Here is a 21,574-nt window from a genome sequence, read left to right on the forward strand (position 1 = left end):
GGCTTCCTGGATCCGCCTCGCGAGAGCGCGACGCGGACATCGAAGGACATGCCCCCACCCGCACGAGTCTTCTTCGTGCTGCCTGGGGGCATTTTCTTGCTGTTCCGTGAGTCCGCGACGTCCGTGGCCGCCCGCATCCTCGAAGGGTCGCTGGCGCTGCATCTGACCGAGAACTTCCGCCACCAGCACGGCCGACGTGCCGGTCAGGCGGAGGTCAGGTCCTGGGAACGCAGCCTCCCGGCTCTCGTCAACGCCCTCATGGATGCCGGACTCGGCGACGTCGAGGTGCTCATCGAGTACAGCCTGCCCCTCACCAGCAAGCGCGCGGACGCCGTGCTCGCGGGCGTGCACCCCACTACGGGTGAACCGTCGTACGTCGTGGTCGAATTGAAGCAGTGGAGCGAGGCCCACCCGGAGGAGGACGAGCCGCTGCTCTGCCGGATCGACGCGTACACCCACCCCGTCCTCAACCCGATCGAGCAGGTCCGCGGCTACTGCGAATACCTGCTGTCGTTCAACGGAGCACTGGAACGGATGCCGAAGTCCCTGGCCGGGGTGGCGTTCCTGCACAACGCGACCGAGTTCGGCGTCGCGGGGCTGCGGAGCGTCGAGGAGGACCAGCACGGGCGGATGTACACCGGCCAAGAGCGCGGCGCCTTCCTGGACTTCCTACGCTCTCGACTCGCCGCGAAGCCCGGCGCCGAGGCTGCCGACGTCCTGCTCGGCGGCAGGATCCGGCCGTCGAAGCAGCTCATGGCCGTCGCGGCCGCGGAGATCCGCGACCGCGAACAGTTCGTTCTCCTCGCCGAACAGCGGGTCGCCTACGAGCAGGTGATGTCCGCCGTACGCAAGGCGAAGCGGTCCAACCACAAGCAGGTCGTCGTGGTGACCGGTGGTCCCGGCTCCGGCAAGAGTGTCGTCGCCCTGTCGCTCCTCGGCGAGCTGTACCGGCGCGGAGACACCGCCCTGCACGCGACCGGCTCCGCCTCGTTCACGAAGACCATGCGCAAGGTCGCCGGGGCGCAAAAGCCTGTCGTGCAGAAGCTGTTCATGTACTTCAACAGCTTCATGTCGGCTGAGCCGAACGACCTCGACGTACTGATCTGCGACGAGGCGCACCGGCTACGGAAGACATCCGCCAACCGCTACACCAAGGCGGAACTGCGCACCGGCCGTCCCCAGGTGGCCGAGCTGATCGACGCGGCCCGGGTGCCGGTGTTCCTGCTCGACCAGCACCAGGTGGTGCGGCCTGGCGAGATGGGAACGAAGGAGGAGATCATGCGCGCCGCCGCCGAACAGGGCCTCGACTGCACGGTCGTAGAGCTGGACGGCCAGTTCCGGTGCGGCGGAAGTGACGCGTACGAGAAGTGGGTCGTCGATCTCCTCGGTCTTGATGGCGGCACACCTGGCGTGTGGGAGCCGGACGGCAAGCTCGAACTGCTGACCGCCGAGAGCCCGCAGGAACTCGAGGACTTCCTCGTCGCGCGCCGCGAGGCGGGCTACGGGGCGCGGCTGTCGGCCGGCTACTGCTGGAAGTGGACCACCAAGGTCACGGCGGACATGACGGCCCTTCCGGCCGACGTCGTCATCGGCGACTGGGCGCGGCCCTGGAACGTGTACGGCGACCGGTCACTTCTCGGCGCGCCGCCCGCACCCTTGTGGGCCACCGACCCGGCCGGCTTCGGCCAGGTCGGCTGCGTCTACACCGCGCAAGGCTTCGAGTACGACTGGTCGGGCGTGATCATCGGCCCCGACCTGGTGTGGCGTACGGATCGCTGGGTCGTGGACCGGGCGGCGTCCAAGGACCCGATCTTCACGAAGGCGACGCCGGACAGCGACATCGACCGCCTGATCCGCAACACGTACAAGGTGCTGCTGACCCGGGGCATGATCGGCACGATCATCTACTCCACGGACCCGGAGACCCGCGACAAGCTGCGCTCCCTGGTGCGTCCGGCGTCGGGGGCCGAGTCGCCGGTCCTGGTGTAGACCCATCAAGTGGTAGGCCCGGACGGACCGTCATCGCCCGGGCGAGGCGTCGACGGCCGCCGGTGGGCCCTGAGCCGCTCCCCGACGGGAAGCCGACCTCAGCCGGACTTCTTCACCGGCTCCAGGATCGCCACGCACTCCACGTGATGCGTCATCGGGAACAGGTCGAACGCGCGCAGCGTGCGTACCTTGTAGCCGCCGTCGCGGAAGTACGCCAGGTCGCGGGCGAGGGCCGCCGGGTCGCAGGCCACGTAGGCGATCTTTCGGGCGCCCAGCGACGACAGGTGCTCGACCGTCTTCTTGCCGGCGCCCGCGCGGGGCGGGTCGAGGACGATGATGTCGACCTCGGTGATGCCGGTGCGCGGCAGGACCGCCTCGACCTTGCCCTGCTCGATGCGGACGCGGTCGAAGCCGGCGAGGTTGTGCCGGGCGTCCTCCACCGCGCGCTTGCCCGACTCGATGCCGAGGACCGCGCCCTGGTCGCCCAGGCGGTCCGCGAGGGCGCCCGCGAAGAGGCCGACACCGCAGTAGAGGTCGAGGGCCATGTCGCCCTTGCGGGGCAGCAGGCCCTGCATGACGGCCTTGACGAGGGTGTCGGCGGCCATCGGGTGGACCTGCCAGAAACCGCCGCTGCCGACCCGGTGGGTGCGGCCGTCGGCGCGCTCGCGCACGAACGCGCGGCCGTGGACGCGGTGGATGCCGCCGTCCTGTTCGGCGACCCGCATCACGGAGACCGGCTTGTCGAGTTCGACCAGCGGGAGGCGGGCGCCGGGGCGCGGCTCCAGGATCACCATGCGGTCCTGGGAACCGGTCGCGGCGATCGCCTCGACGGCCTCCATACCGGACCAGTCGCGCTCCTCGATGCCGAGTTCGGTGATCCCCGGGGCGGCGATCATGCAGCGCTCGATGGGCTCGACCTCGTGCGAGCGGTGGCGGCGCAGTCCGGCGTTGCCGTCGGGGTCGACGGCGTACTGGACGCGGGTGCGCCACTGCGGCACCTCGCCCGCGGGCAGCTTGTCGCCCTCGGCGGGCATCACCGTGCCGTCCCAGCCGGCCTCCTCTGGCGTGAGGCCCGCGAGGCGCTGCAACTGCTCGGCGATGACCTCGCCCTTGAGACGGCGCTGGGCGCCGGGCTTGGCGTGCTGCCAGTCGCAGCCACCGCAGCGTCCGGGGCCCGCGTACGGGCAGGGCGCCTCGACGCGGTCCTTGGAGGCGTCGATGATCCGCACGGCGTCGGCGCGCAGGAACCGCGCGCCCTCCTCGCCCTCGGTCACCCGGGCGACGACCCGCTCGCCGGGCAGCGCGTGCCGGACGAAGAGGACCTGGCCCTCGTCCGTACGGGCGATGCAGTGCCCTCCGTGGGCCACGGGGCCGATCTCGACCTCGTACTCGTCCCCCACCAGCGACTTCTTCGGTTCTGCCTGCATGGTGGGGTGACTCCAGTTGAGAGGGGGGAAACGGCCTGACTGCGCGGCCGGACAACAGCCGTCCAGTCTACGTGCTCACGGCACCGCTTCCCGCCTCGTCCGTGAGCACGCCTCGAGCTTCCCGTCCCGGTGGACGTGGTTCGCGACGCGCTTCCCGTCCCGGTGGACGTGGTTCGCGACGCACCTGCCGTCCCGGTGGACGTGGTCGCGTCGAGCCTCCCGTACCGGTCGACGTGCTCGCGCCGCGCTTCCCATCCTCGCCGGTGGGCTCGCGACCCGCCTCCCGCCCCGTCGGCTCAGCTCTTCTGGGTGGGCTCCTTGGGCCGTACCTGGGCCGGGCCCCGGCGCACCGCGCCCGGAGCGTTCCAGTCCTGGCGCTTGCGGGCGCGCAGCTTGGCGGCCTCGGAGGACTCGAGCTGGTAGGGCACGGAGGTGACCATGACGCCCGGGGTGAAGAGCAGACGGCCCTTGAGGCGCAGGGCGCTCTGGTTGTGCAGCAGGTGCTCGTACCAGTGGCCGACCACGTACTCGGGGATGATCACGGAGACCGCGTCGCGCGGCGACTCCTTGCGCAGGCCCTTCACGTACTCGATGACCGGCCGGGTGATCTCGCGGTAGGGCGAGTCGAGGACCTTCAGCGGTACGTCGATGCCGCGCCGCTCCCACTCGTCGCGCAGGGTCTTGGTCTCGGCCGGGTCCACGTTGACGCTGAGCGCTTCGAGGGTGTCGGAGCGCAGCAGCTTGGCGTAGGCGAGGGCGCGCAGCGCGGGCCGGTGGATCTTGGAGACCAGGACGACGGAGTGGACGCGGGAGGGGCGGACGCTGTCGTCGGTGGGCCCCTCAGGGGCGGCGAGCTCCTCCGCGACGCGGTCGTAGTGCTTACGGATCGCGGTCATCGTCGCGTAGAAGATCACCATGCCGAGCAGGGCGACCCAGGCGCCGTGGGTGAACTTGGTGACGAGGACGACGACCAGGACCAGGCCGGTGAAGAAGGCACCGAAGGCGTTGATCGCGCGGGAGCGGATCATGTGGGTGCGCTTGGCCGGGTCGGTCTCACTCGCCAGATGGCGGTTCCAGTGGCGGACCATGCCGGTCTGGCTGAGAGTGAAGGAGACGAACACGCCGACGATGTAGAGCTGGATCAGGCGCGTCGAGTCGGCCCCGTAGATGATCACGAGCATGCTCGCGGCGCCGGCCAGGAGCACGATGCCGTTGGAGAAGGCGAGGCGGTCGCCGCGGGTGTGGAGCTGACGCGGCAGGTAGCGGTCCTGGGCGAGGATCGAGCCGAGGAGCGGGAAGCCGTTGTACGCGGTGTTCGCGGCCAGGAACAGGACGAGGGCGGTGGCGGCGGCGAGCAGGATGAACAGGAAGCTGCCCTTGCCGAACACGGCCTCGGCGACCTGGGAGATCACCGGGTTCTGCACGTAGCCGGTGCCGACGGCCACGCCGTTGTGGATCAGGTCCGTGGCGGGGTTCTCGGCCATGCGCACCTTGGTGGTCATGGCCAGCGCGATGATGCCGCAGAACATGGTGACGGCGAGGAGGCCCATCGCCGCCAGCGTGGTCGCCGCGTTCTTCGACTTCGGCTTGCGGAACGCGGGCACTCCGTTGGAGATCGCCTCGACACCGGTCAGTGCCGCACAGCCGGACGAGAAGGCGCGCAGCAGCAGGAAGACGAGGGCGAAGCCCGCGAGCCCCTGGTGCTCGGCCTTGATGTGGTACTCGGCGGTCGGCGCGTGCATGGTGTCGCCGAGCACGAGCCCGCGGAAGGCACCCCAGGCGATCATGATGAAGACGCCGGCGACGAAGACGTACGTCGGGATCGCGAAGAGCTTTCCGGACTCCTTGACCCCGCGCAGGTTCATCAACGTGAGCAGCACGATGACGGCGACCGCGCAGAAGACCTTGTGCTCCACCACGAACGGCACCGCCGAGCCGAGGTTCTCGATGCCGGAGGCGATGGAGACGGCGACGGTGAGGACGTAGTCGACGAGCAGCGCGCTGGCGACGGTGAGGCCGGCCCGCGGTCCGAGGTTGGTGGTGGCGACCTCGTAGTCGCCGCCTCCGCTCGGGTACGCGTGCACGTTCTGGCGGTAGGAGGCGACCACCGTGAACATCAGCACGACGACCGCGACCGCGATCCAGGGGCTGAAGTGGTAGGCCGACACGCCCGCGATGGAAAGGACCAGCAGGACTTCTCCGGGCGCGTACGCCACGGAGGAGAGCGGGTCGGATGCGAAGACGGGGAGGGCGATGCGCTTCGGCAGAAGCGTTTCCCCCAGCCGGTCGCTGCGCAATGCACGCCCGATGAGGATCCGCTTGGGCACGTCGGTCAGTTTGGACACAACAGGGAATCGTAAGGGTTCGAACTGGCTGTCGCCCACCCGCCGTCCCTCTTCGGCACGTCATCTGCTCTCCGGGTGAAAACGGGGTGGCTTCCGCTGCGGATTCCGCAGCACCGGAGATCCACGTGTCTATATGACAAAACCCCGCTCCCGACCGCCCTGGAGGATCCATGCATCTGCCCCCTGAGCTCATCGGAGCGGCCGTGGCGCTGGTCGGCCTCGGAATCCTCACCCTGGCGAGTGTTCGGAGCATCACACGGCGCTGAACCGCCCGGCGTTCGCCGCCGTTCACGCCCGTCCCCCGAACGCTCCGCGAAAAAGGCACAGGCGAACCTGCGCAACGAAGCCCCTGGTCGACCGTGCGTGTGTAGCTTGGGCGGCGGTCTGAGACCCTGTTTAGCCTGAGCCGTAACCATTCATGCGGAAGGACGGTCGTGCACATCGTCATCATGGGCTGCGGAAGAGTAGGTTCCGCTCTTGCCCAGAACCTGGAGCAACAGGGGCACACGGTCGCCGTGATCGACCAGGACCCCACCGCCTTCCGGCGGCTGGGCTCCGGGTTCGGCGGCCGTCGTGTCACCGGAGTCGGCTTCGACCAGGACACCCTTCGCGAGGCGGGCATCGAGGAGGCCGGCGCCTTCGCGGCGGTCTCCAGCGGTGACAACTCCAACATCATCGCCGCCCGCGTGGCCCGCGAGATGTTCGGCATCGAGAACGTCGCCGCCCGCATCTACGACCCGCGTCGCGCCGAGGTCTACCAGCGCCTGGGCATCCCGACCGTCGCCACCGTCCGCTGGACGGCCGACCAGATGCTCCGCCGGCTGCTGCCCTCGGGGGCCGAGCCGCTGTGGCGCGATCCCACGGGCGGTGTGCAGCTCGCCGAGGTGCACACCTCCGTCGCCTGGGTGGGCCACAAGATCAGCCGCCTCCAGGACGAGACGGGCGTACGCGTCGCCTTCCTGACCCGGCTCGGCGAGGCGGTCCTGCCCAGCTCGCAGACGGTGCTGCAGGAGGGCGACCTGGTGCACGTGATGATGCGCACCGACGAGGTGGACAAGGTCGAGGCGGCGTTCGCCAAGGGTCCTGAAGAGGAGGCGGGGCACTGATGAGAGTCGCCATTGCCGGTGCCGGTGCCGTGGGCCGCTCGATCGCGGGCGAACTGCTGGAGAACGGCCACGAGATCCTGCTGATCGACAAGGCGCCGACCGCCATCTCGGTCGAGCGCGTCCCGCAGGCGGAGTGGCTGCTCGCCGACGCCTGCGAGATCACCTCCCTGGACGAGGCGGCGCTGCAGCGCTGCAACGTGGTCATCGCGGCCACCGGCGACGACAAGGTCAACCTCGTCGTCTCGCTGCTCGCGAAGACCGAGTACGGCGTCCCGCGCGTCGTCGCCCGGGTGAACAACCCCAAGAACGAGTGGCTGTTCAACGAGTCCTGGGGCGTGGACGTCGCCGTCTCCACCCCGCGTCTGATGTCGGCGCTCGTGGAGGAGGCGGTGAGCGTCGGCGACCTCGTGCGGCTGCTCCGCTTCAGCCACGGCGACGCCAACCTCGTCGAGCTGACCCTGCCGCCGGAGTCCGCCCTCGCCGGCACGACCGTCGGCGACGTCGCGTGGCCGGAGGACACCTCGCTGGTGACCATCATCCGCGGCACCCGCGTCCTGACCCCCTCCCGGGAGGACTCCCTGGAAGCGGGCGACGAACTCCTCTTCGTGGCCGCCCAGGCCCGCGAGGAGCAGCTCGAGGACCTGCTGTCGGTGCGCCGCGACCCGAGCACGACGAAGTAGCCGTCCGTCCCGTCGGCGGTACGGCGTCCGCCGACGGGACGAGGGCTCGCGCCGCGATACGACGAAGCGGTACGACCAGGCGGTACGACGATGGGGGCGGCCGGAGAATTCTCCGGCCGCCCCCATCGTCGTACCGCTTGGTCGTGTTCAGTCGCCCGGAGGCGTCCTCGGTGCGGCCGGGCTCACGCCTGGCGGCGGTGCCTGGCCGGGGCCGGAGCGTCGCCGCGCTCCTGGGCGAGGGCGGCCTTGCGCTCCTTCTCCGCCTGCTCCTCGGCCTCCATCTCCGCGAACACGTCGATGGGCGGCGGCGCCTTGGCCAGGAAGACCCAGGTGAGCCAGACGGCGAGCAGGAACGGCGGGATCTTCAGGGCGATGAGCACCCAGCCGAACTGGGTGGTGTCGCCCCACCAGTAGAGCGGGAAGAGGACGGCGCACTTGGCGAGCAGGATCAGGCCCCAGGCCCAACTGGCCTTCGCGTACGCCTTCTTGCGGCCGGGGTTGCGGGTGCGCCAGGAGAGGTTCTCCTTGAAGACCGGGCCGAGGATCAGTCCGATCAGCGGGACACCCGCGAGGGTGGTCACGATGTAGGCGATGGCGAGACCGAGCGTGTAGAGCATGCCCGGCAGGTAGAAGTCCTTCGCGTTGCCCGTCATCATCGCGAAGACCACGCCGAAGGCGACGCCGAAGACCCCGCTGAAGGCGTGCTTCACGGTGTCGCGCCGCACGAGGCGGACCACGACGAGCAGCAGGGACACCGCGAGGGCGGCGATCGCCGACCAGTGCAGGTCCTTGTTGATCGTGAAGATGGTGACGAAGAGCAGGCCGGGCACCACGGTCTCGACCATGCCGCGCACGCCGCCGAACGCCTCGAAGAGTGCGGCCTCGGTCACCGCCCGTGCATCCTGCTGGGCGTCCTGGGCGTCTTCGGTCGGCTTGTCGAGCGACGTCACCGGCTACTCCCGTCCGAGGGGTCTGAGTTCGTACTTCGGATTGAACAACACCCTACGGCCCCGGCTCATCGAGATACGGCCCGAGGCGATCAACTTGCGTCCGGGCTCGATGCCGACGATGGAACGGCGGCCGAGCCAGACCACGTCCAGGGCGGCCGAGCCGTCGAACAGCTCGGCCTCCAGAGCCGGGACACCGGCTCTCGGCCGCAGAGTGACCGTGCGCAAGGTACCAGTAACGGTGACTATCTGCCGGTCGTGGCAGTCGCCGATACGGGTACAGCCCGCGGTCGCCGTGTCCTCCCGCAGCTCCTCGGACTCCAGGTCCTCCTGGGACGAGGAGAGGCGGTCCATCATGCGCCGGAACCGGCCCGCCGGCTTTTCGGAACGAGGAACAGCACTCATACCGAAAGCGTACCGGGGGGCACCGACAGCTTCGTACCCGCGGCACGGCCGCCCGAACCGGCCGCGGAGCGCGCTCGATCGGACGACCACCGCGGCTCGCACAGATGATCGACGGGGGACGTCCGCGTCATCGTTCGAACCTGTAGCCCATCCCCGGCTCGGTGATGAAGTGCTTCGGGTGCGAGGGATCGACCTCCAGCTTGCGGCGGAGCTGGGCCATGTAGACCCGCAGATAGTTCGTCTCCGTCCCGTAGGACGGACCCCAGACCTCCTGGAGCAGTTGCTTCTGGCCGACGAGCCGGCCGGAGTTGCGGACCAGCACGTCCAGCAGATGCCACTCGGTGGGGGTGAGCCGGACGTCCCGCCCGTCGCGGTGCACCTTCTTCGCCGCCAGATCGACGGTGAACCCCTCGGTCTCCACGATCACGTCGTCCTCGCCGCCCCCGGTGGGCTCCGCGCGGCGGACGGCGGCGCGCAGCCGGGCGAGCAGTTCGTCCATGCCGAAGGGCTTGGTGACGTAGTCGTCGGCGCCCGCGTCGAGGGCCTCGACCTTCTCGTCCGAGGAGTGGCGGGCGGACAGCACCAGGATCGGCACCCGGGTCCAGCCGCGCAGCCCCTTGATCACCTCGACGCCGTCCATGTCGGGCAGGCCGAGGTCGAGCACGACGACGTCGGGGTGGCGGGCGGCGGCGAGCTGGAGCGCGGTGGCTCCGTCGGGGGCCGCGTCGACCTCGTACTTGCGTGCCTTCAGGTTGATCACGAGGGCTCGGGTGATCTGGGGCTCGTCGTCGACCACGAGGACCCGGGTCATGAAGCCTGCCTTTCCGCGACTGCTGTTCGGGCTGCCAGGTCGGGACGGCGTTCCACCGCCCGCACCGTGAGCACCATGGTGAGTCCGCCGCCGGGGGTGTCCTCGGCGTTGAGAGTGCCGCCCATCGCCTCGGCGAAGCCGCGGGCGACCGCGAGGCCGAGGCCCACTCCGGTACCGCGCGGGGCGTCACCGTAGCGCTGGAAGGGCGCGAATATCCGGTCCTTGGCCTCGTCCGGGACGCCGGGTCCGCGGTCCACGACGCGGACCTCCACGCGGTCGGCCATGGCGCTCGCGGCGACCAGGACCCGCTCGTCGACGGGGCTGTACTTGACGGCGTTCTCGACGAGGTTGGCGACGGCCCGCTCCAGGAGTCCGGCGTCGACGGCGACCATCGGCAGGCTCTCCGGTATCTCCAGGGTCACGCTGTCCTCGGGGACGCCGCCGAGCGCCATGGGGACCACCTCGTCCAGGTCGATCTCCCGGATCAGCGGAGTGACCGTGCCGGTCTGGAGCCGGGACATGTCCAGCAGGTTGCCCACGAGGTGGTCGAGGCGGTCGGCGCCGTCCTCGATGCCTTCGAGGAGCTCGGCCTGGTCCTCCTCGGACCAGGCCACGTCGTCGGAGCGCAGGGACGAGACCGCCGCCTTGATCGCGGCGAGCGGGGTGCGCAGGTCGTGGCTCACCGCGGCCAGCAGGGCGGTGCGGATGCGGTTGCCCTCGGCCAGCTCCTTGGCCTGGTCCGCCTCGAACTGAAGGCGCTGGCGGTCGAGCACCACCACGGCCTGCGCGGCGAAGGCGGCCAGCACCCGGCGGTCGGAGGCGGGCAGCACCCGTCCGGACAGGGCGAGCGCCATGTGGTCGCCGACCGGCATGTCGACGTCGGCGTCCTCGGGGCGGCTGGCGGGCGCCGGTCCCGCGCTGCCCGCGCACGTCCACGGCTCGACGTCGCCGGCGCGCTCCAGCAGGGCGACCGACTCCATCCCGAAGGTCTCGCGGACGCGCTCCAGCAGGGCTTCCAGGCTGGTCTCGCCGCGCAGCACGCTGCCCGCGAGGAAGGAGAGGATCTCCGACTCGGCCCGGAGCCGTGCCGCCTGGTGCGTACGCCGGGCCGCCAGGTCCACCACCGACGCCACGGAGACGGCGACGCCGACGAAGATCACGATGGCGACGATGTTCTTCGGGTCGGCGACGGTCAGCCGGTGCAGGGGCGGTGTGTAGAAGTAGTTCAGCAGCAGCGAGCCGAAGGCGGCCGAGGCCAGGGCCGGGAGCAGTCCGCCGAGCAGGGCGGCCGCGACGGTGACCGCCAGGAACAGCAGCATGTCGTTGGCGAGCCCGAGGTCGATGGTGTTGAGCAGCAGGGCCATGACCACGGGGCCGCCGATGCCGACCGCCCAGCCCCAGATGATCCGGGCGCGCCCGAGCCGGGCTCCGCGCGCCACGGGCAGACCGCGCCCCTTGGCGACCTCTTCGTGGGTGACGATGTGGACGTCCAGGTCGGGTCCCGACTCCCGGGCCACCGTGGTGCCGACGCCCGGACCGAAGACGTACTGCCAGGTCTTGCGGCGGGAGGAGCCGAGCACGATCTGGGTGGCGTTGACCCCGCGCGCGAAGTCCAGCAGGGATGCGGGGATGTCGTCGCCGACCACGTGATGGAAGGTGCCGCCGAGGTCCTCGACCAGGGTGCGCTGGACGGCCAGCTCCTTGGGCGAGGCGGAGGTGAGACCGTCGCTGCGGGCGATGTAGACGGCCATGACCTCGCCGCCCGCGCCCTTCTCGGCCAGTCGCGCCGCACGCCGGATCAGCGTCCGCCCTTCCGGGCCACCGGTCAGCCCGACGACGATCCGCTCCCGCGATCCCCAGATCTTGGAGACCTGGTGTTCGCTGCGGTACTCGGTCAGGTATTCGTCGACCCGGTCGGCGACCCACAGCAGCGCGAGTTCGCGCAGGGCCGTGAGGTTGCCCGGACGGAAGTAGTTGGACAGAGCCGCGTCGACCTTGTCGGGTTTGTAGATGTTGCCGTGGGCCATGCGGCGGCGCAGCGCGGGCGGCGACATGTCGACCAGCTCGATCTGGTCCGCCCGCCGCACCACCTCGTCCGGCACCGTCTCGCGCTGCCGCACACCCGTTATCGACTCGACGACGTCACCCAGTGACTCCAGGTGCTGGATGTTGACGGTGGAGACGACGTCGATGCCGGCGGCGAGCAGTTCCTCCACGTCCTGCCAGCGCTTGGCGTTGCGGGAGCCGGGCACGTTCGTGTGCGCCAGTTCGTCCACCAGGGCGACGGCCGGGGCGCGGCGGAGCACGGCGTCCACGTCCATCTCACCGAAGACGGCGCCCCGGTATTCCAGCTCCTTGCGCGGCACCTGCTCCAAGCCGTGCAGCATCACCTCGGTGCGGGGCCGGTGATGGTGCTCGACGAACGCCACGACGCAGTCCGTCCCGCGTTCGATGCGGCGGTGTGCCTCGGACAGCATCGCGTAGGTCTTGCCCACGCCCGGAGCCGCACCGAGGTAGATCCGAAGCTTGCCGCGTCCCATGAGCCCATTGTCTTCCTGTCACCGCTGTGTACGCAGCGTCGACCTTACGGCCAGGATTCCCGGCAAAGGGGACGAGCGGCCCGCCGGGGAACGTCCTTGACGCAACTCTGATGCCCCGCGAGCGATGGCGGTGGTGACGGATGTGGTGCCGGTCTCGGTCTCGGTCTCGGTCTGGCTCATGTTCTCTCCCCGTGATCCCTGCGATCCCTGTGATTCCCGTGATCTCCGTGGACCGGGCGCCGGTGTCCCGGCCGGACGCCCGGTCCTTCATCCCCTCATCGGACGGGACCCCGGAATCGGTTCACGCGGGATTGTCGCCGTGCGTGAGCGTCTCCCACGCCACGAAGAGGTTGTTGCTGCCGGCCGGGCGGTTCTGCTGGGTGAGTGCCTGGGTGTTGGTCATAGCGATGCCCAGGCGGTTGTGCAGGGCGTTGTAGCCGACCTCGGTGACCGGGCCGAGCCCGAGGTTCAGCGAGCCGCCGCACAGCCAGCTCGGCACGGCCGTACCGAGCTGGTACTTCGACTGGAAGCCGAGCGCCTGGCGCAGCCGCTCGCCGACGTCGGTGCCGTACAGGTCCTGCCCCTGGATGCGGCTGGTCTCGGCGACGTGCGAGATGGCCGAGATGCCGTACCCGGTGTGGGTGAAGTCGCGGCAGGTCTCCTGGGTGAGGCCGGTGACGAAGGTGGACTGCCCCTGCCAGTAGCCGACGATCTTCGCGGTGGTGTCGAGGTTCTGGCTGGGCACGGTCTTCGGCACGGCGCCGTCGGTGGAGAGGTAGACGTAGGCCGCGGTGCGCGTCCGGAACTTCGCCATGGCCTTGTCGTACGACGTCTTGTCGTCCAGGAAGACGGAGATGCCGACGGCGGCCTCCATCATCGACAGCTCCCAGTTCCCGTTGGAGTTGGAGCCGTTGATGATCTCGGGCAGGTAGACGTCGCGGAACATGTTCGCGAAGCGGCCGGAGTTGGCCCAGGTGCCGGTGTACGTGTACTTGATGATCTCGGCGGCCTTGGGCCAGGAGGAGCCCGCCCAGCCCGTCTGCAGGGGTGCGTTGCTGTTCGTGTGGGACTTGATCACCGCCGACCAGGCGTCCATCAGCTCGATGGACTTCTTGGCGTACCGGTCGTCGCGGGTGATGTACCAGGCGAGGGCGTCGGTGTACGCGGCGATCGCGTCCTCGCGCTCGTCCGTGCAGCCGTAGTTGGGGTTGGAGTACGAGCCGCACTCGACGGTCGCGCGGGGCGCGGGGGTGCGCGTGAGCGAGGCGTACTTGCTCGCCATCATCTGGTCGTAGGCGCCCTTCCAGGGCTGGGCGCCGGCCAGGACCTGGGTCCGGGCGAAGTCGAGCTGTCCCTTGGAGACGGCGACTCCGGGGTGGACGAAGGCGGCGGGCGCCGCGTCGGCCGGGTGGGCGCCCGGCCAGGCCAGGAGGGTGCCGACGAGTGCGGCGGTCGCGGCGGCGACGGTGAGGAGGAAGGCCGGACGCCGTCGGCGGTGATGCCGAGTGGGGGTGTCGGACATGCAGAGCCATCCATTCTTGTATGTGAACTACACACGGGATGCTGAACATGGTGCGCTGGCCGGTGACCATAGGTATGGACCAGACTTCCGTCAAGACCTGAAGAAAGAGCCGCTGCTCAACCGCAGTTCACGTACGAGAACGCGGGTGGACCGGTGCGCACGGGCACCCCTGAGATCGTCCGGGCACGGGAAAGGGCCGCATCCCGGGGGATGCGGCCCTTTTCTGTCTGCTCGGCTCTTCCTGCGGCCCTCGGTGGGCCCGTGTCCGTCTAGCGGACTTCCGTGATCTCCGGTCCACGCTGGAGCTGTCCCATGCCGCCGGAGAAGCGGGAGCCGCCCTGGTCCTCCTGCTGAACACCCTCGGGGACCATCTGCGCGTCGTTCGGCAGCTTCAGGACGATCGGGTCGCGGGGAGCCATCGGGCCCTCACCGCGGACGACGACCGTGTCCCGGAAGATCTGCTCCAGCAGGCCCGCGGCCTGCGGCTGCACCGCGCCCTGCCCGGAGATCACTCCACGCAGGAACCAGCGGGGACCGTCCACGCCGACGAACCGCACGACCTGGAAACCACCCGTGCCGTCCGGGAGCTGGACCGGCACCTGTGCCCGCAGCTCCCAGCCCAGCGGGCCCTCGACCTCGTCGATGACACCGCCCTGCTGGGTGATCCCGGAGGCGATCTCCTCGCGCACCTCGCCCCAGATGCCCTCGCGCTTGGGAGCGGCGAAGGCCTGGAGCTGCACGGCGCTGTCGTTGACGACGACGGTCGCGGCGACGATCGCGTCGCCCGCGACCTCGACCCGCAGTTCCATGCCGTCGACCCCGGGCACGAACAGACCACCGAGGTCCACCCGGCCCTCGGCCGGGTCACGGACCTCCGCACTGTCCCAGGGCCCGTCGGGGCGCGGCTCGGGTTCGAGCCTCACACGCCCGCGCTCCACGTCCTCGTCCGCCTCAGTGTCGACGCTGTCGACGACCTGCTCGGCCTCGCCCGCCGCGTCCTCGGCGGCACTGCCCTTCTTGCGACGTCCGAACACGTCACTGTCCTTCCCGGTCGGATACGACCGAAGCGTATCGATTCCCACCCGTTGTGCTGTCCACGGCGGCATGACCGCCGGTGGACCCGAAGCCCCCTGCGGCCCGCGCCGAGTCGGGAAGTTCCGCGACCTCCTGGAAGCGGACCTTCTCGACCTGCTGGACGACCAGTTGAGCAATCCGGTCGAAGCGCTCGAACCGCACCGACTCGCGCGGATCGAGATTCACCACGATCACCTTGATCTCCCCACGGTACCCGGCATCAACCGTCCCCGGGGCATTCACGAGGGCGACGCCGCAGCGGGCGGCGAGGCCCGAGCGCGGGTGCACGAAGGCCGCGTACCCCTCGGGCAGCGCGATGGCCACGCCCGTCGGCAGCACCGCCCGTTCACCGGGCTTCAGCTCGCGGCTCTCGGTGGTGCGCAGATCGGCTCCGGCGTCACCGGGGTGCGCGTACTCGGGAAGCGGGACTTCCGGATCGACGCGCCTGATCATCACAGGGACGTCCGGGCGGGGCTCGTCGGCCCCCGGGCTACGGGTCACGGGTTCACCTCGAAGGCACGGGCTCGCCGGATCTGGTCCGGGTCGCTCATCGCCGCACGGATCTCCTCCGGGCGGCCGTTGTCGATGAAGTGGTCAACCTTCACCTCGACGAAAAGGGCGTCCGCGCGGACGGCGACGGGGCCCTCGGGGCCGCCGATCCGCCCGGTGGCGGTGCAGTAGATCTTCCGGCCGGCCACCGCGGTGACCTCGGCCTCCAGATACAGGACCGTGTCGACGGGGACGGGGCGAAGGAAGTCGGTCTCCAGGCGTCCCGTCACGGCGATCGTCCGCAGCAGCCAGTTCAGCGAGCCGAGCGTCTCGTCGAGCGCGGTGGCGAGGACACCACCGTGCGCGAGGCCCGGGGCGCCCTGGTGGACGGGGCGCACGGTGAACTCCGCCGTGATCGTGACGCCCTCCCCCGCGCGGGCCTCCAGATGGAGCCCGTGGGGCTGCGCTCCACCACACCCGAAACAGTGTTCGTAGTGTGCTCCGAGGAGCTCTCCGGGGGCGGGCGCGTCGGGGTGCCGCACCGGCGCCACGGCGTCGGCGGGAGGCGTCAGAGCTGCGGAAGTACCACTCACAGCCGCAGACCTTACCCGCGCGTCCACCGAGTCTTCGCACCGTGCCAAGCTTGACGTCATGCAGCTCTCGGCATCCCCGTACGAAGAACGCCTCACCGCACCCCGGTCGTGGTGGGTGATCAGCTTCCTGGTCGGGCTCGCGATGGCCCTGATCTTCCTCCCGTTCGGCACCCTGCCGATGCTCGGAGCGCTCGTCGGCGGCACCGCCGTCGCGGCGGTCGCGGCCAGCGCGTACGGCTCGATCCGCATCCGCGTGGTCGGCGACGCGCTGATCGCCGGGGACGCCCGGATCCCGGTGTCGGCCCTCGGGGACGCGGAGATCATGGACCCGGAGGAAGCGCGCGCCTGGCGCACGTACAAGGCCGACACGCGTGCCTTCATGCTCCTGCGCTCGTACATCCCCACCGCGCTGCGCGTCCAGGTCACGGACCCGGCGGACCCGACGCCCTACCTGTATCTGTCCACCCGGGAGCCGGAGCGTCTGGCCGCCGCCCTGGAGACGGCGCGCGAGTCGGTCCGGACCGCCGAGAGCTGAGCCGGCCGCGGCGGGCACCCGAGCCGGCGGCATGGTCCGCCGGGCGGGTGCGAGCGGGCGCGCGGACGGACGCGCGGGCGCCTGCGCCCGCGCGAGATGGCGTCACTCCCCCAGGTCTGTCGGGATCTCTCCGATCGGCACCGGGTCCGTCGGCTTCTCCAGCGGCGGCAGTTGCGGGAGGGCGTCCCACGGCACCTGCATCTTGCGCAGGTCCTTGCGGATGTGGCCGGCCACGCGCTTGGTGTCGCGGCGGTTCATGACCGCGCCCACGGCCGCTCCGACCATGAACGGCATCAGGTTGGGCAGGTCCCGGACCGTCCGCTTCATGATCTGCTGGCGCAGCTCGCGCTTCATCTGGCCGCCCAGCGCGGCGTTGATCGTCATGGGCTTGGCCACGTCGATACCGCGCTCGCCCGACCAGGAGTGCAGGTAGGCCGTGCTGCGCTCTTTGAGGTTGCCCTGCGGACGCAGGCCGTAGACCTCGTGGAGTTCGGCGATCAGCTTGAGCTCGATCGCGGCCACGGCGGTGATCTCGGCGGCCAGCTCCGTGGGCATGGCGGGCGGCACCGGCAGCATGGCGGCGGCGCCGATGCCGGCGCCGACGGTGGACGTCGCGGCGGCGGCGCCCGCGACGAGCTTGTCCGCGATCTCCTCGGGGCCGAGGCCCGGGAACTGTCCGCGGAGGGTGGCCAGGTCCCTCACGGGAACCCGTGGGGCGATGTCGATGATGCGGTCGGTGACATACGCGAGGCCCGCCCTGGCCCGGACGCCACTTCTCGTGACGCCCCTCTTGACCCCGTTCCGGACGGCCTCGACGCGACCCCTGGCCACGGGCGAGGGATCGTCCGTGGGGGCCGTCAGGCCGTCTGTGGCGGCCGCTCGGTCGAGCGAGGCTGATCCCTGTTCGGAAGAGCCCCGCTCGTCGTCACGCACGCCTTCAGGGCCCTTGAGGGGCCCTTCGTCCGCCGCCCTGGAGGGGAGGCGGCGCTTCCAAGGTGGGGTCGAGCCTTTCACGGCCGACCCTGCCTCAGTCGCAGTCGCGGCAGATCGGCTGACCGTTCTTCTCGCGGGCCAGCTGGCTGCGGTGGTGCACAAGGAAGCAGCTCATGCAGGTGAACTCGTCCTGCTGCTTCGGCAGCACCCGGACGGCCAGCTCCTCGTTCGAGAGGTCCGCACCGGGCAGTTCCAGGCCTTCGGCGGCCTCGAACTCATCTACGTCGACGGACGAGGTCGACTTGTCGTTCCGGCGAGCCTTCAGTTCTTCAAGGCTGTCCGAGTCGACGTCGTCGTCGGTCTTGCGCGGGGTGTCGTAATCCGTTGCCATTGTCGCTCTCCCCCTCTGGGTGTCTGCGGTGTCTCCAGCGCACGTAACGCGTGAGAGGCCGGACTTGTGCCCGACCCGAGGCGGAGATTTTGCCTCACATCAAGGTCTGTTACTCAATCGACACCCAACCGGACTCATCAAGAGTGATCGGCTTGGATGGCGATGCGGACCGTACACGGTCCCAAGGTCGCACTTCAAAGGCGCCCCACCGTGTACTTCCCGTGATCAGGACCCCCGAAAACCCGGATTTTCCCGGCTTTCCGGCAGTCCGCATGATCACGGAGAGTAGATGGACCTAAAATCGCCCTTGTGATCGATCACACACGGGTCACTCGGGTGGGTGACCCGAAAATTCCGCGCAAAGCGAACATCGCCGCGTGTCCGCGACATGGTCTCAGATGGGGAGCGTGACGCGCATCACGAGGCCACCCCCTTCCCGGGGCCGGGCGACGATGTGACCACCGTGTGCACGGGCCACCGACCGGACGATCGACAGGCCAAGGCCCACTCCCTTGTCGCTGCCCGTGCGCTCCGTGCGCAGCCGCCGGAAGGGTTCGAAAAGATTGTCGACCTCGTACGCGGGAACGACCGGTCCCGTGTTCGACACCTCCAGGACCGCCCGGCCGTGTTCCGTGGCGGTCGTGACCTCGACCCAGCCGTCCTGCGGCACGTTGTACCGGACGGCGTTCTGGACGAGGTTCAGGGCGATCCGCTCCAGCAGGACGCCGTTGCCCTGGACAACCACCGGGGCGCACCGACCGCGGATCTCCACGCCCTTGGCCTCCGCCTCGGCGTGCACCTGGTCGATGGCCTGGGAGGCGACCTCGGCCAGGTCGACCGGCTTGCGCTCGATGATCTGGTTGTCGCTGCGGGCGAGCAGCAGCAGGCCCTCGACGAGCTGTTCGCTGCGCTCGTTCGTGGCAAGCAGCGTCTTGCCGAGCTGCTGCATCTCGGTGGGCACCCCGGGTCCCGAGAGGTGCACCTCCAGGAGCGTGCGGTTGATCGCGAGGGGGGTGCGCAGTTCGTGGGAGGCGTTCCCGACGAACCGCTGCTGGGCGGTGAAGGCCCGCTGCAGCCGCTCCAGCATGTCGTCGAAGGTGTCCGCGAGCTCCTTGAGCTCGTCGTCCGGGCCGTCCAGCTCGATCCGCCGGGACAGGTCGGAGCCGGCCACCGCGCGCGCGGTGCGGGTGATGTGGCCGAGCGGCGAGAGGACTCGGCCCGCCATCGCGTAGCCGAACGCGAAGGCGATGACCGCGAGGCCGAGCAGGGCGAGCAGGGAGCGGCTGAGCAGGTCGTCGAGGGCGTGCTGGCGCTGCTGGTTCACGCAGTCGGCCATCGCGCGGTTGAGCTGGTCCGCGGTGGGGGCCGAAGGCAGGTTGCAGGTGCTGCTGCCGACCTGGCCGGAAATGATCTTGAAGGGGAGTTCGCTGCCGACGTTCAGCGCCTGCGCCGCGAGTAGGTAGATGATCGACAGCAGCATGATGCCGGCGATCAGGAACATGCCGCCGTACAGCAGCGTGAGGCGTATACGGATCGTCGGGCGCAGCCACGGGAAGGGCGGTTCCGCCCTTCTGGGGTCCCAGGTGGGTTTCGGAGGCGCCGCGGGCGGCGCGGGTGTGGTGGCCACCTTCGATCAGATCCTGTACCCGGAGCCGGGCACGGTGACGATCACGGCGGGCTCGCCAAGCTTGCGCCGCAGCGTCATGACGGTTACGCGCACGACGTTGGTGAACGGGTCCGTGTTCTCGTCCCAGGCCTTCTCCAGGAGCTGCTCCGCGGAGACGACGGCGCCCTCGCTGCGCAGCAGCACCTCCAGGACGGCGAACTCCTTGGGAGCGAGCTGGACCTCCCTGCCGTCGCGGAAGACCTCGCGGCGGTTGGGGTCGAGCTTGATCCCGGCGCGCTCCAGGACGGGCGGCAGCGGCACGCTCGTACGGCGCCCGAGGGCACGCACGCGTGCGGTCAGCTCGCTGAACGCGAACGGCTTGGGGAGGTAGTCGTCGGCACCGATCTCCAGGCCCTCGACGCGGTCGCTGACGTCGCCGGACGCGGTCAGCATCAGCACGCGCGTGGGCATGCCGAGCTCGACGATCTTCCGGCAGACGTCGTCGCCGTGCACGAGCGGGAGGTCGCGGTCCAGGACGACCACGTCGTAGTCGTTGACCCCGATGCGCTCCAGCGCGGCCGCGCCGTCGTACACGACGTCGACGGCCATGGCCTCCCGGCGCAGTCCGGTGGCCACCGCATCGGCGAGCAACTGCTCGTCCTCGACGACGAGTACACGCACGTCGCTTGTCCTTCCTCTGTCCACCGGCGGGGCACGTCTCGGCGCACCACGCGGGCAGGTCCGTCACGGATGAGGGCTCCATCCTGCCCGTTTCGGCCATAAACCGGCTGTAAGGCGGGGGAGGCGCCAGAGAAGCGCGTCCGGCGGACCGGGAATGCGAGATTTTCTCGTCGGGTTGAGGTTTCCACGGAAGAGAGCGGGGGGAGGACGGCTTTACACCCCGCGATCACGCTCTGCATGTGGCAAGCCACATTGTGGTACGTCCAACCGCTTCCGCAGAGCGGGCGTGGGTGTCCGGCACTGTCGCCGCCCAGAGCGGGCAGCGCTGGGCACCCCATTCGGAGACGTGATCGCCCCTTCCCATCGGCACACCCCCGTGCCACCCGACCCACGACCCAGGACGAGGGGGCGCAGCATGGACGCATTCACCACAGGACTTCTGCAGCGCATAAGGGCGACCGAGACCGACCTGACCCGCGCTCGCGAGACGGGCGACGACTTCCTCGCGGAGGTCGAGCAGGCCGAGCTGGACGACCTGCACCGCCTTGCCGCCGAGCACGGTGTGGAGGTCGGCGCCACACGCGTCTGATCAGCACGTACGAGAGCGGGGCCCCGGTATCGATCCAGTGCCGGGGCCCCGCTCCCGTTCCCGCGCTCGGCCGTCCCGAGGGGTGGGGTCAGTCGTGCCAGGCCCCGAAGTCCTCCAGGAGCCGCTGGAGGGGCTCGAAGACGCCAGGGGAGGCCGCCACCGCGAGATGGCCCGCGGGGCGCTCTCCGGGGCGTCCACCGGTCACCGCGCCCGCCTCCCGGGCGATCAGGTCCCCCGCCGCGAGGTCCCAGGGGTGCAGACCGCGTTCGTAGTAGCCGTCGAGGCGGCCGGCCGCGACGTCGCACAGGTCGACCGCCGCCGAACCGGAGCGCCGGATGTCGCGCACCAGCGGGATGAGCCGCTGGGCCACGTCGGCCTGATGGGTCTTGACCTCGGTCACGTAGTTGAAGCCGGTCGAGACGAGTGCCTGGTCCAGTGGCGGGGACGGGCGGCAGGCCAGCCGGCGTTCGCCGACCCAGGCCCCGGACGCCCGGGCGCCCCGGCCGCGTACCGCGTGGTACGTCTCGCCGCGCATGGGTGCCGCCACCACGCCGACGACGGTCTCGCCGTCCTGCTCGGCCGCGATGGACACCGCCCAGGTCGGCAGCCCGTACAGGTAGTTGACCGTGCCGTCGAGCGGGTCCACGATCCAGCGGACGCCGCTGGTGCCCTCGGTGGCGGCGCCCTCCTCGCCGAGGAAGCCGTCCTCGGGGCGGTGCTCGGCGATCAGCTTGGTGATCAGCTTCTCGGCGGCGATGTCCATCTCGGTGACGACGTCGATCGGGCTGGACTTCGTGGCGGCGACGGCGAGGTCCGCCGGGCGGCCGTCGCGCAGCAGTTCACCCGCGCGGCGTGCGGCCTCGTGCGCGAGCTGGAGGAGTTCGGTGTGCAGGGGGTCGGTCACGTGGCTC

General features: G+C 70.1%; 20 protein-coding genes. 5 read left to right on the forward strand and 15 right to left on the reverse strand.

The features are described from left to right. Positions 1-96 precede the first annotated feature (96 nt). Positions 97-1,989: a DNA/RNA helicase domain-containing protein gene (locus ACZ4TO_RS07875; RefSeq protein ID WP_468023713.1), complete on the forward strand. Its 1,893-nt coding sequence runs from the start codon at positions 97-99 to the stop codon at positions 1,987-1,989. Positions 1,990-2,087: 98 nt separating this feature from the next. On the opposite strand, the gene ACZ4TO_RS07880 is transcribed toward ACZ4TO_RS07875, so the two are convergent. Both ACZ4TO_RS07880 and ACZ4TO_RS07885 read right to left on the reverse strand, forming a co-directional pair. Beyond that, positions 2,088-3,416 carry a class I SAM-dependent RNA methyltransferase gene (locus ACZ4TO_RS07880; RefSeq protein WP_468023714.1) on the reverse strand — a complete coding sequence of 443 codons (1,329 nt, stop codon included), beginning with the start codon at positions 3,414-3,416 and terminating at the stop codon, positions 2,088-2,090. Positions 3,417-3,712: 296 nt separating this feature from the next. After that, positions 3,713-5,761: an APC family permease gene (locus ACZ4TO_RS07885; RefSeq protein WP_382797234.1), complete on the reverse strand. Its 2,049-nt coding sequence runs from the start codon at positions 5,759-5,761 to the stop codon at positions 3,713-3,715. Positions 5,762-6,195: 434 nt separating this feature from the next. Here ACZ4TO_RS07885 and ACZ4TO_RS07890 point away from each other — a divergent pair, with 434 nt between their 5' ends. Both ACZ4TO_RS07890 and ACZ4TO_RS07895 read left to right on the forward strand, forming a co-directional pair. After that, positions 6,196-6,867, forward strand: coding sequence for a potassium channel family protein (locus tag ACZ4TO_RS07890; protein ID WP_326785032.1), 672 nt, complete (start codon positions 6,196-6,198; stop codon positions 6,865-6,867). Next, complete coding sequence (locus tag ACZ4TO_RS07895; protein WP_037620032.1) at positions 6,867-7,547, forward strand: potassium channel family protein; 681 nt, start codon at positions 6,867-6,869, stop codon at positions 7,545-7,547. The genes ACZ4TO_RS07890 and ACZ4TO_RS07895 overlap by 1 nt, the downstream gene beginning before the upstream one ends. Positions 7,548-7,729: 182 nt before the next feature. Here the strand turns inward: ACZ4TO_RS07895 and ACZ4TO_RS07900 are convergent, their stop codons facing one another. The 8 genes from ACZ4TO_RS07900 to ACZ4TO_RS07935 form a co-directional block, all read right to left on the reverse strand. Further along, positions 7,730-8,497 (reverse strand): DUF3159 domain-containing protein, encoded by a 768-nt coding sequence (locus ACZ4TO_RS07900; protein ID WP_382794052.1) that lies wholly within the window; start codon positions 8,495-8,497, stop codon positions 7,730-7,732. 3 nt (positions 8,498-8,500) lie between these two features. Beyond that, entirely contained in the window at positions 8,501-8,899 is a 399-nt protein-coding gene (locus ACZ4TO_RS07905; RefSeq protein WP_078943188.1) for an OB-fold nucleic acid binding domain-containing protein, read from the reverse strand. Between the two features lie 127 nt (positions 8,900-9,026). Then, complete coding sequence (locus ACZ4TO_RS07910; RefSeq protein ID WP_382794056.1) at positions 9,027-9,710, reverse strand: response regulator; 684 nt, start codon at positions 9,708-9,710, stop codon at positions 9,027-9,029. Next, the gene (locus ACZ4TO_RS07915) at positions 9,707-12,250 is read right to left on the reverse strand and encodes a sensor histidine kinase (protein WP_385040744.1); all 2,544 of its coding nucleotides are present in this window, start codon (positions 12,248-12,250) and stop codon (positions 9,707-9,709) included. The genes ACZ4TO_RS07910 and ACZ4TO_RS07915 overlap by 4 nt, the downstream gene beginning before the upstream one ends. A gap of 301 nt (positions 12,251-12,551) precedes the next feature. Beyond that, complete coding sequence (locus ACZ4TO_RS07920) at positions 12,552-13,772, reverse strand: alginate lyase family protein (protein WP_468023715.1); 1,221 nt, start codon at positions 13,770-13,772, stop codon at positions 12,552-12,554. Positions 13,773-14,041: 269 nt separating this feature from the next. Then, positions 14,042-14,806 carry a DUF3710 domain-containing protein gene (locus ACZ4TO_RS07925; RefSeq protein ID WP_382794068.1) on the reverse strand — a complete coding sequence of 255 codons (765 nt, stop codon included), beginning with the start codon at positions 14,804-14,806 and terminating at the stop codon, positions 14,042-14,044. A 1-nt stretch (position 14,807) separates the two neighbouring features. Further along, positions 14,808-15,299 (reverse strand): dUTP diphosphatase, encoded by a 492-nt coding sequence (dut, locus tag ACZ4TO_RS07930; protein WP_382794367.1) that lies wholly within the window; start codon positions 15,297-15,299, stop codon positions 14,808-14,810. 44 nt (positions 15,300-15,343) lie between these two features. Next, entirely contained in the window at positions 15,344-15,928 is a 585-nt protein-coding gene (locus tag ACZ4TO_RS07935; protein ID WP_382794070.1) for a PaaI family thioesterase, read from the reverse strand. Between the two features lie 58 nt (positions 15,929-15,986). Between ACZ4TO_RS07935 and ACZ4TO_RS07940 the strand changes: the two genes are divergently transcribed. Beyond that, entirely contained in the window at positions 15,987-16,463 is a 477-nt protein-coding gene (locus ACZ4TO_RS07940; RefSeq protein ID WP_385040737.1) for a DUF3093 domain-containing protein, read from the forward strand. 102 nt (positions 16,464-16,565) lie between these two features. Here the strand turns inward: ACZ4TO_RS07940 and ACZ4TO_RS07945 are convergent, their stop codons facing one another. The 4 genes from ACZ4TO_RS07945 to ACZ4TO_RS07960 all read right to left on the reverse strand — a co-directional run bounded on the left by ACZ4TO_RS07945 (position 16,566) and on the right by ACZ4TO_RS07960 (position 20,074). Continuing rightward, positions 16,566-17,477, reverse strand: a complete 912-nt coding sequence (locus ACZ4TO_RS07945) for a hypothetical protein (RefSeq protein ID WP_382794076.1) — start codon at positions 17,475-17,477, stop codon at positions 16,566-16,568. Between the two features lie 13 nt (positions 17,478-17,490). After that, positions 17,491-17,787 carry a DUF4193 domain-containing protein gene (locus tag ACZ4TO_RS07950; protein WP_003997302.1) on the reverse strand — a complete coding sequence of 99 codons (297 nt, stop codon included), beginning with the start codon at positions 17,785-17,787 and terminating at the stop codon, positions 17,491-17,493. Positions 17,788-18,181: 394 nt separating this feature from the next. Further along, complete coding sequence (locus ACZ4TO_RS07955) at positions 18,182-19,414, reverse strand: sensor histidine kinase (RefSeq protein WP_382794079.1); 1,233 nt, start codon at positions 19,412-19,414, stop codon at positions 18,182-18,184. 6 nt (positions 19,415-19,420) lie between these two features. Next, positions 19,421-20,074: a response regulator transcription factor gene (locus tag ACZ4TO_RS07960; RefSeq protein WP_355766483.1), complete on the reverse strand. Its 654-nt coding sequence runs from the start codon at positions 20,072-20,074 to the stop codon at positions 19,421-19,423. A gap of 415 nt (positions 20,075-20,489) precedes the next feature. Here ACZ4TO_RS07960 and ACZ4TO_RS07965 point away from each other — a divergent pair, with 415 nt between their 5' ends. Beyond that, positions 20,490-20,663: a hypothetical protein gene (locus tag ACZ4TO_RS07965; protein WP_382794082.1), complete on the forward strand. Its 174-nt coding sequence runs from the start codon at positions 20,490-20,492 to the stop codon at positions 20,661-20,663. 88 nt (positions 20,664-20,751) lie between these two features. Here the strand turns inward: ACZ4TO_RS07965 and ACZ4TO_RS07970 are convergent, their stop codons facing one another. Further along, positions 20,752-21,567 carry an inositol monophosphatase family protein gene (locus ACZ4TO_RS07970; RefSeq protein WP_382794084.1) on the reverse strand — a complete coding sequence of 272 codons (816 nt, stop codon included), beginning with the start codon at positions 21,565-21,567 and terminating at the stop codon, positions 20,752-20,754. Positions 21,568-21,574 lie beyond the last annotated feature (7 nt).

Source organism: Streptomyces sp. NPDC028298 (genome assembly GCF_055565895.1).

What these genes read in the sequence shown, in the direction of transcription:
- ACZ4TO_RS07915 (WP_385040744.1), bottom strand. Translation starts at nt 12,250, where the DNA reads ATGGGACGCGGCAAGCTTCGGATCTACCTCGGTGCGGCTCCGGGCGTG.
- ACZ4TO_RS07920 (WP_468023715.1), bottom strand. Translation starts at nt 13,772, where the DNA reads ATGTCCGACACCCCCACTCGGCATCACCGCCGACGGCGTCCGGCCTTC.
- ACZ4TO_RS07895 (WP_037620032.1), top strand. Translation starts at nt 6,867, where the DNA reads ATGAGAGTCGCCATTGCCGGTGCCGGTGCCGTGGGCCGCTCGATCGCG.
- dut (WP_382794367.1), bottom strand. Translation starts at nt 15,299, where the DNA reads ATGATCAGGCGCGTCGATCCGGAAGTCCCGCTTCCCGAGTACGCGCAC.
- ACZ4TO_RS07880 (WP_468023714.1), bottom strand. Translation starts at nt 3,416, where the DNA reads ATGCAGGCAGAACCGAAGAAGTCGCTGGTGGGGGACGAGTACGAGGTC.
- ACZ4TO_RS07910 (WP_382794056.1), bottom strand. Translation starts at nt 9,710, where the DNA reads ATGACCCGGGTCCTCGTGGTCGACGACGAGCCCCAGATCACCCGAGCC.
- ACZ4TO_RS07940 (WP_385040737.1), top strand. Translation starts at nt 15,987, where the DNA reads ATGCAGCTCTCGGCATCCCCGTACGAAGAACGCCTCACCGCACCCCGG.
- ACZ4TO_RS07950 (WP_003997302.1), bottom strand. Translation starts at nt 17,787, where the DNA reads ATGGCAACGGATTACGACACCCCGCGCAAGACCGACGACGACGTCGAC.
- ACZ4TO_RS07965 (WP_382794082.1), top strand. Translation starts at nt 20,490, where the DNA reads ATGGACGCATTCACCACAGGACTTCTGCAGCGCATAAGGGCGACCGAG.
- ACZ4TO_RS07905 (WP_078943188.1), bottom strand. Translation starts at nt 8,899, where the DNA reads ATGAGTGCTGTTCCTCGTTCCGAAAAGCCGGCGGGCCGGTTCCGGCGC.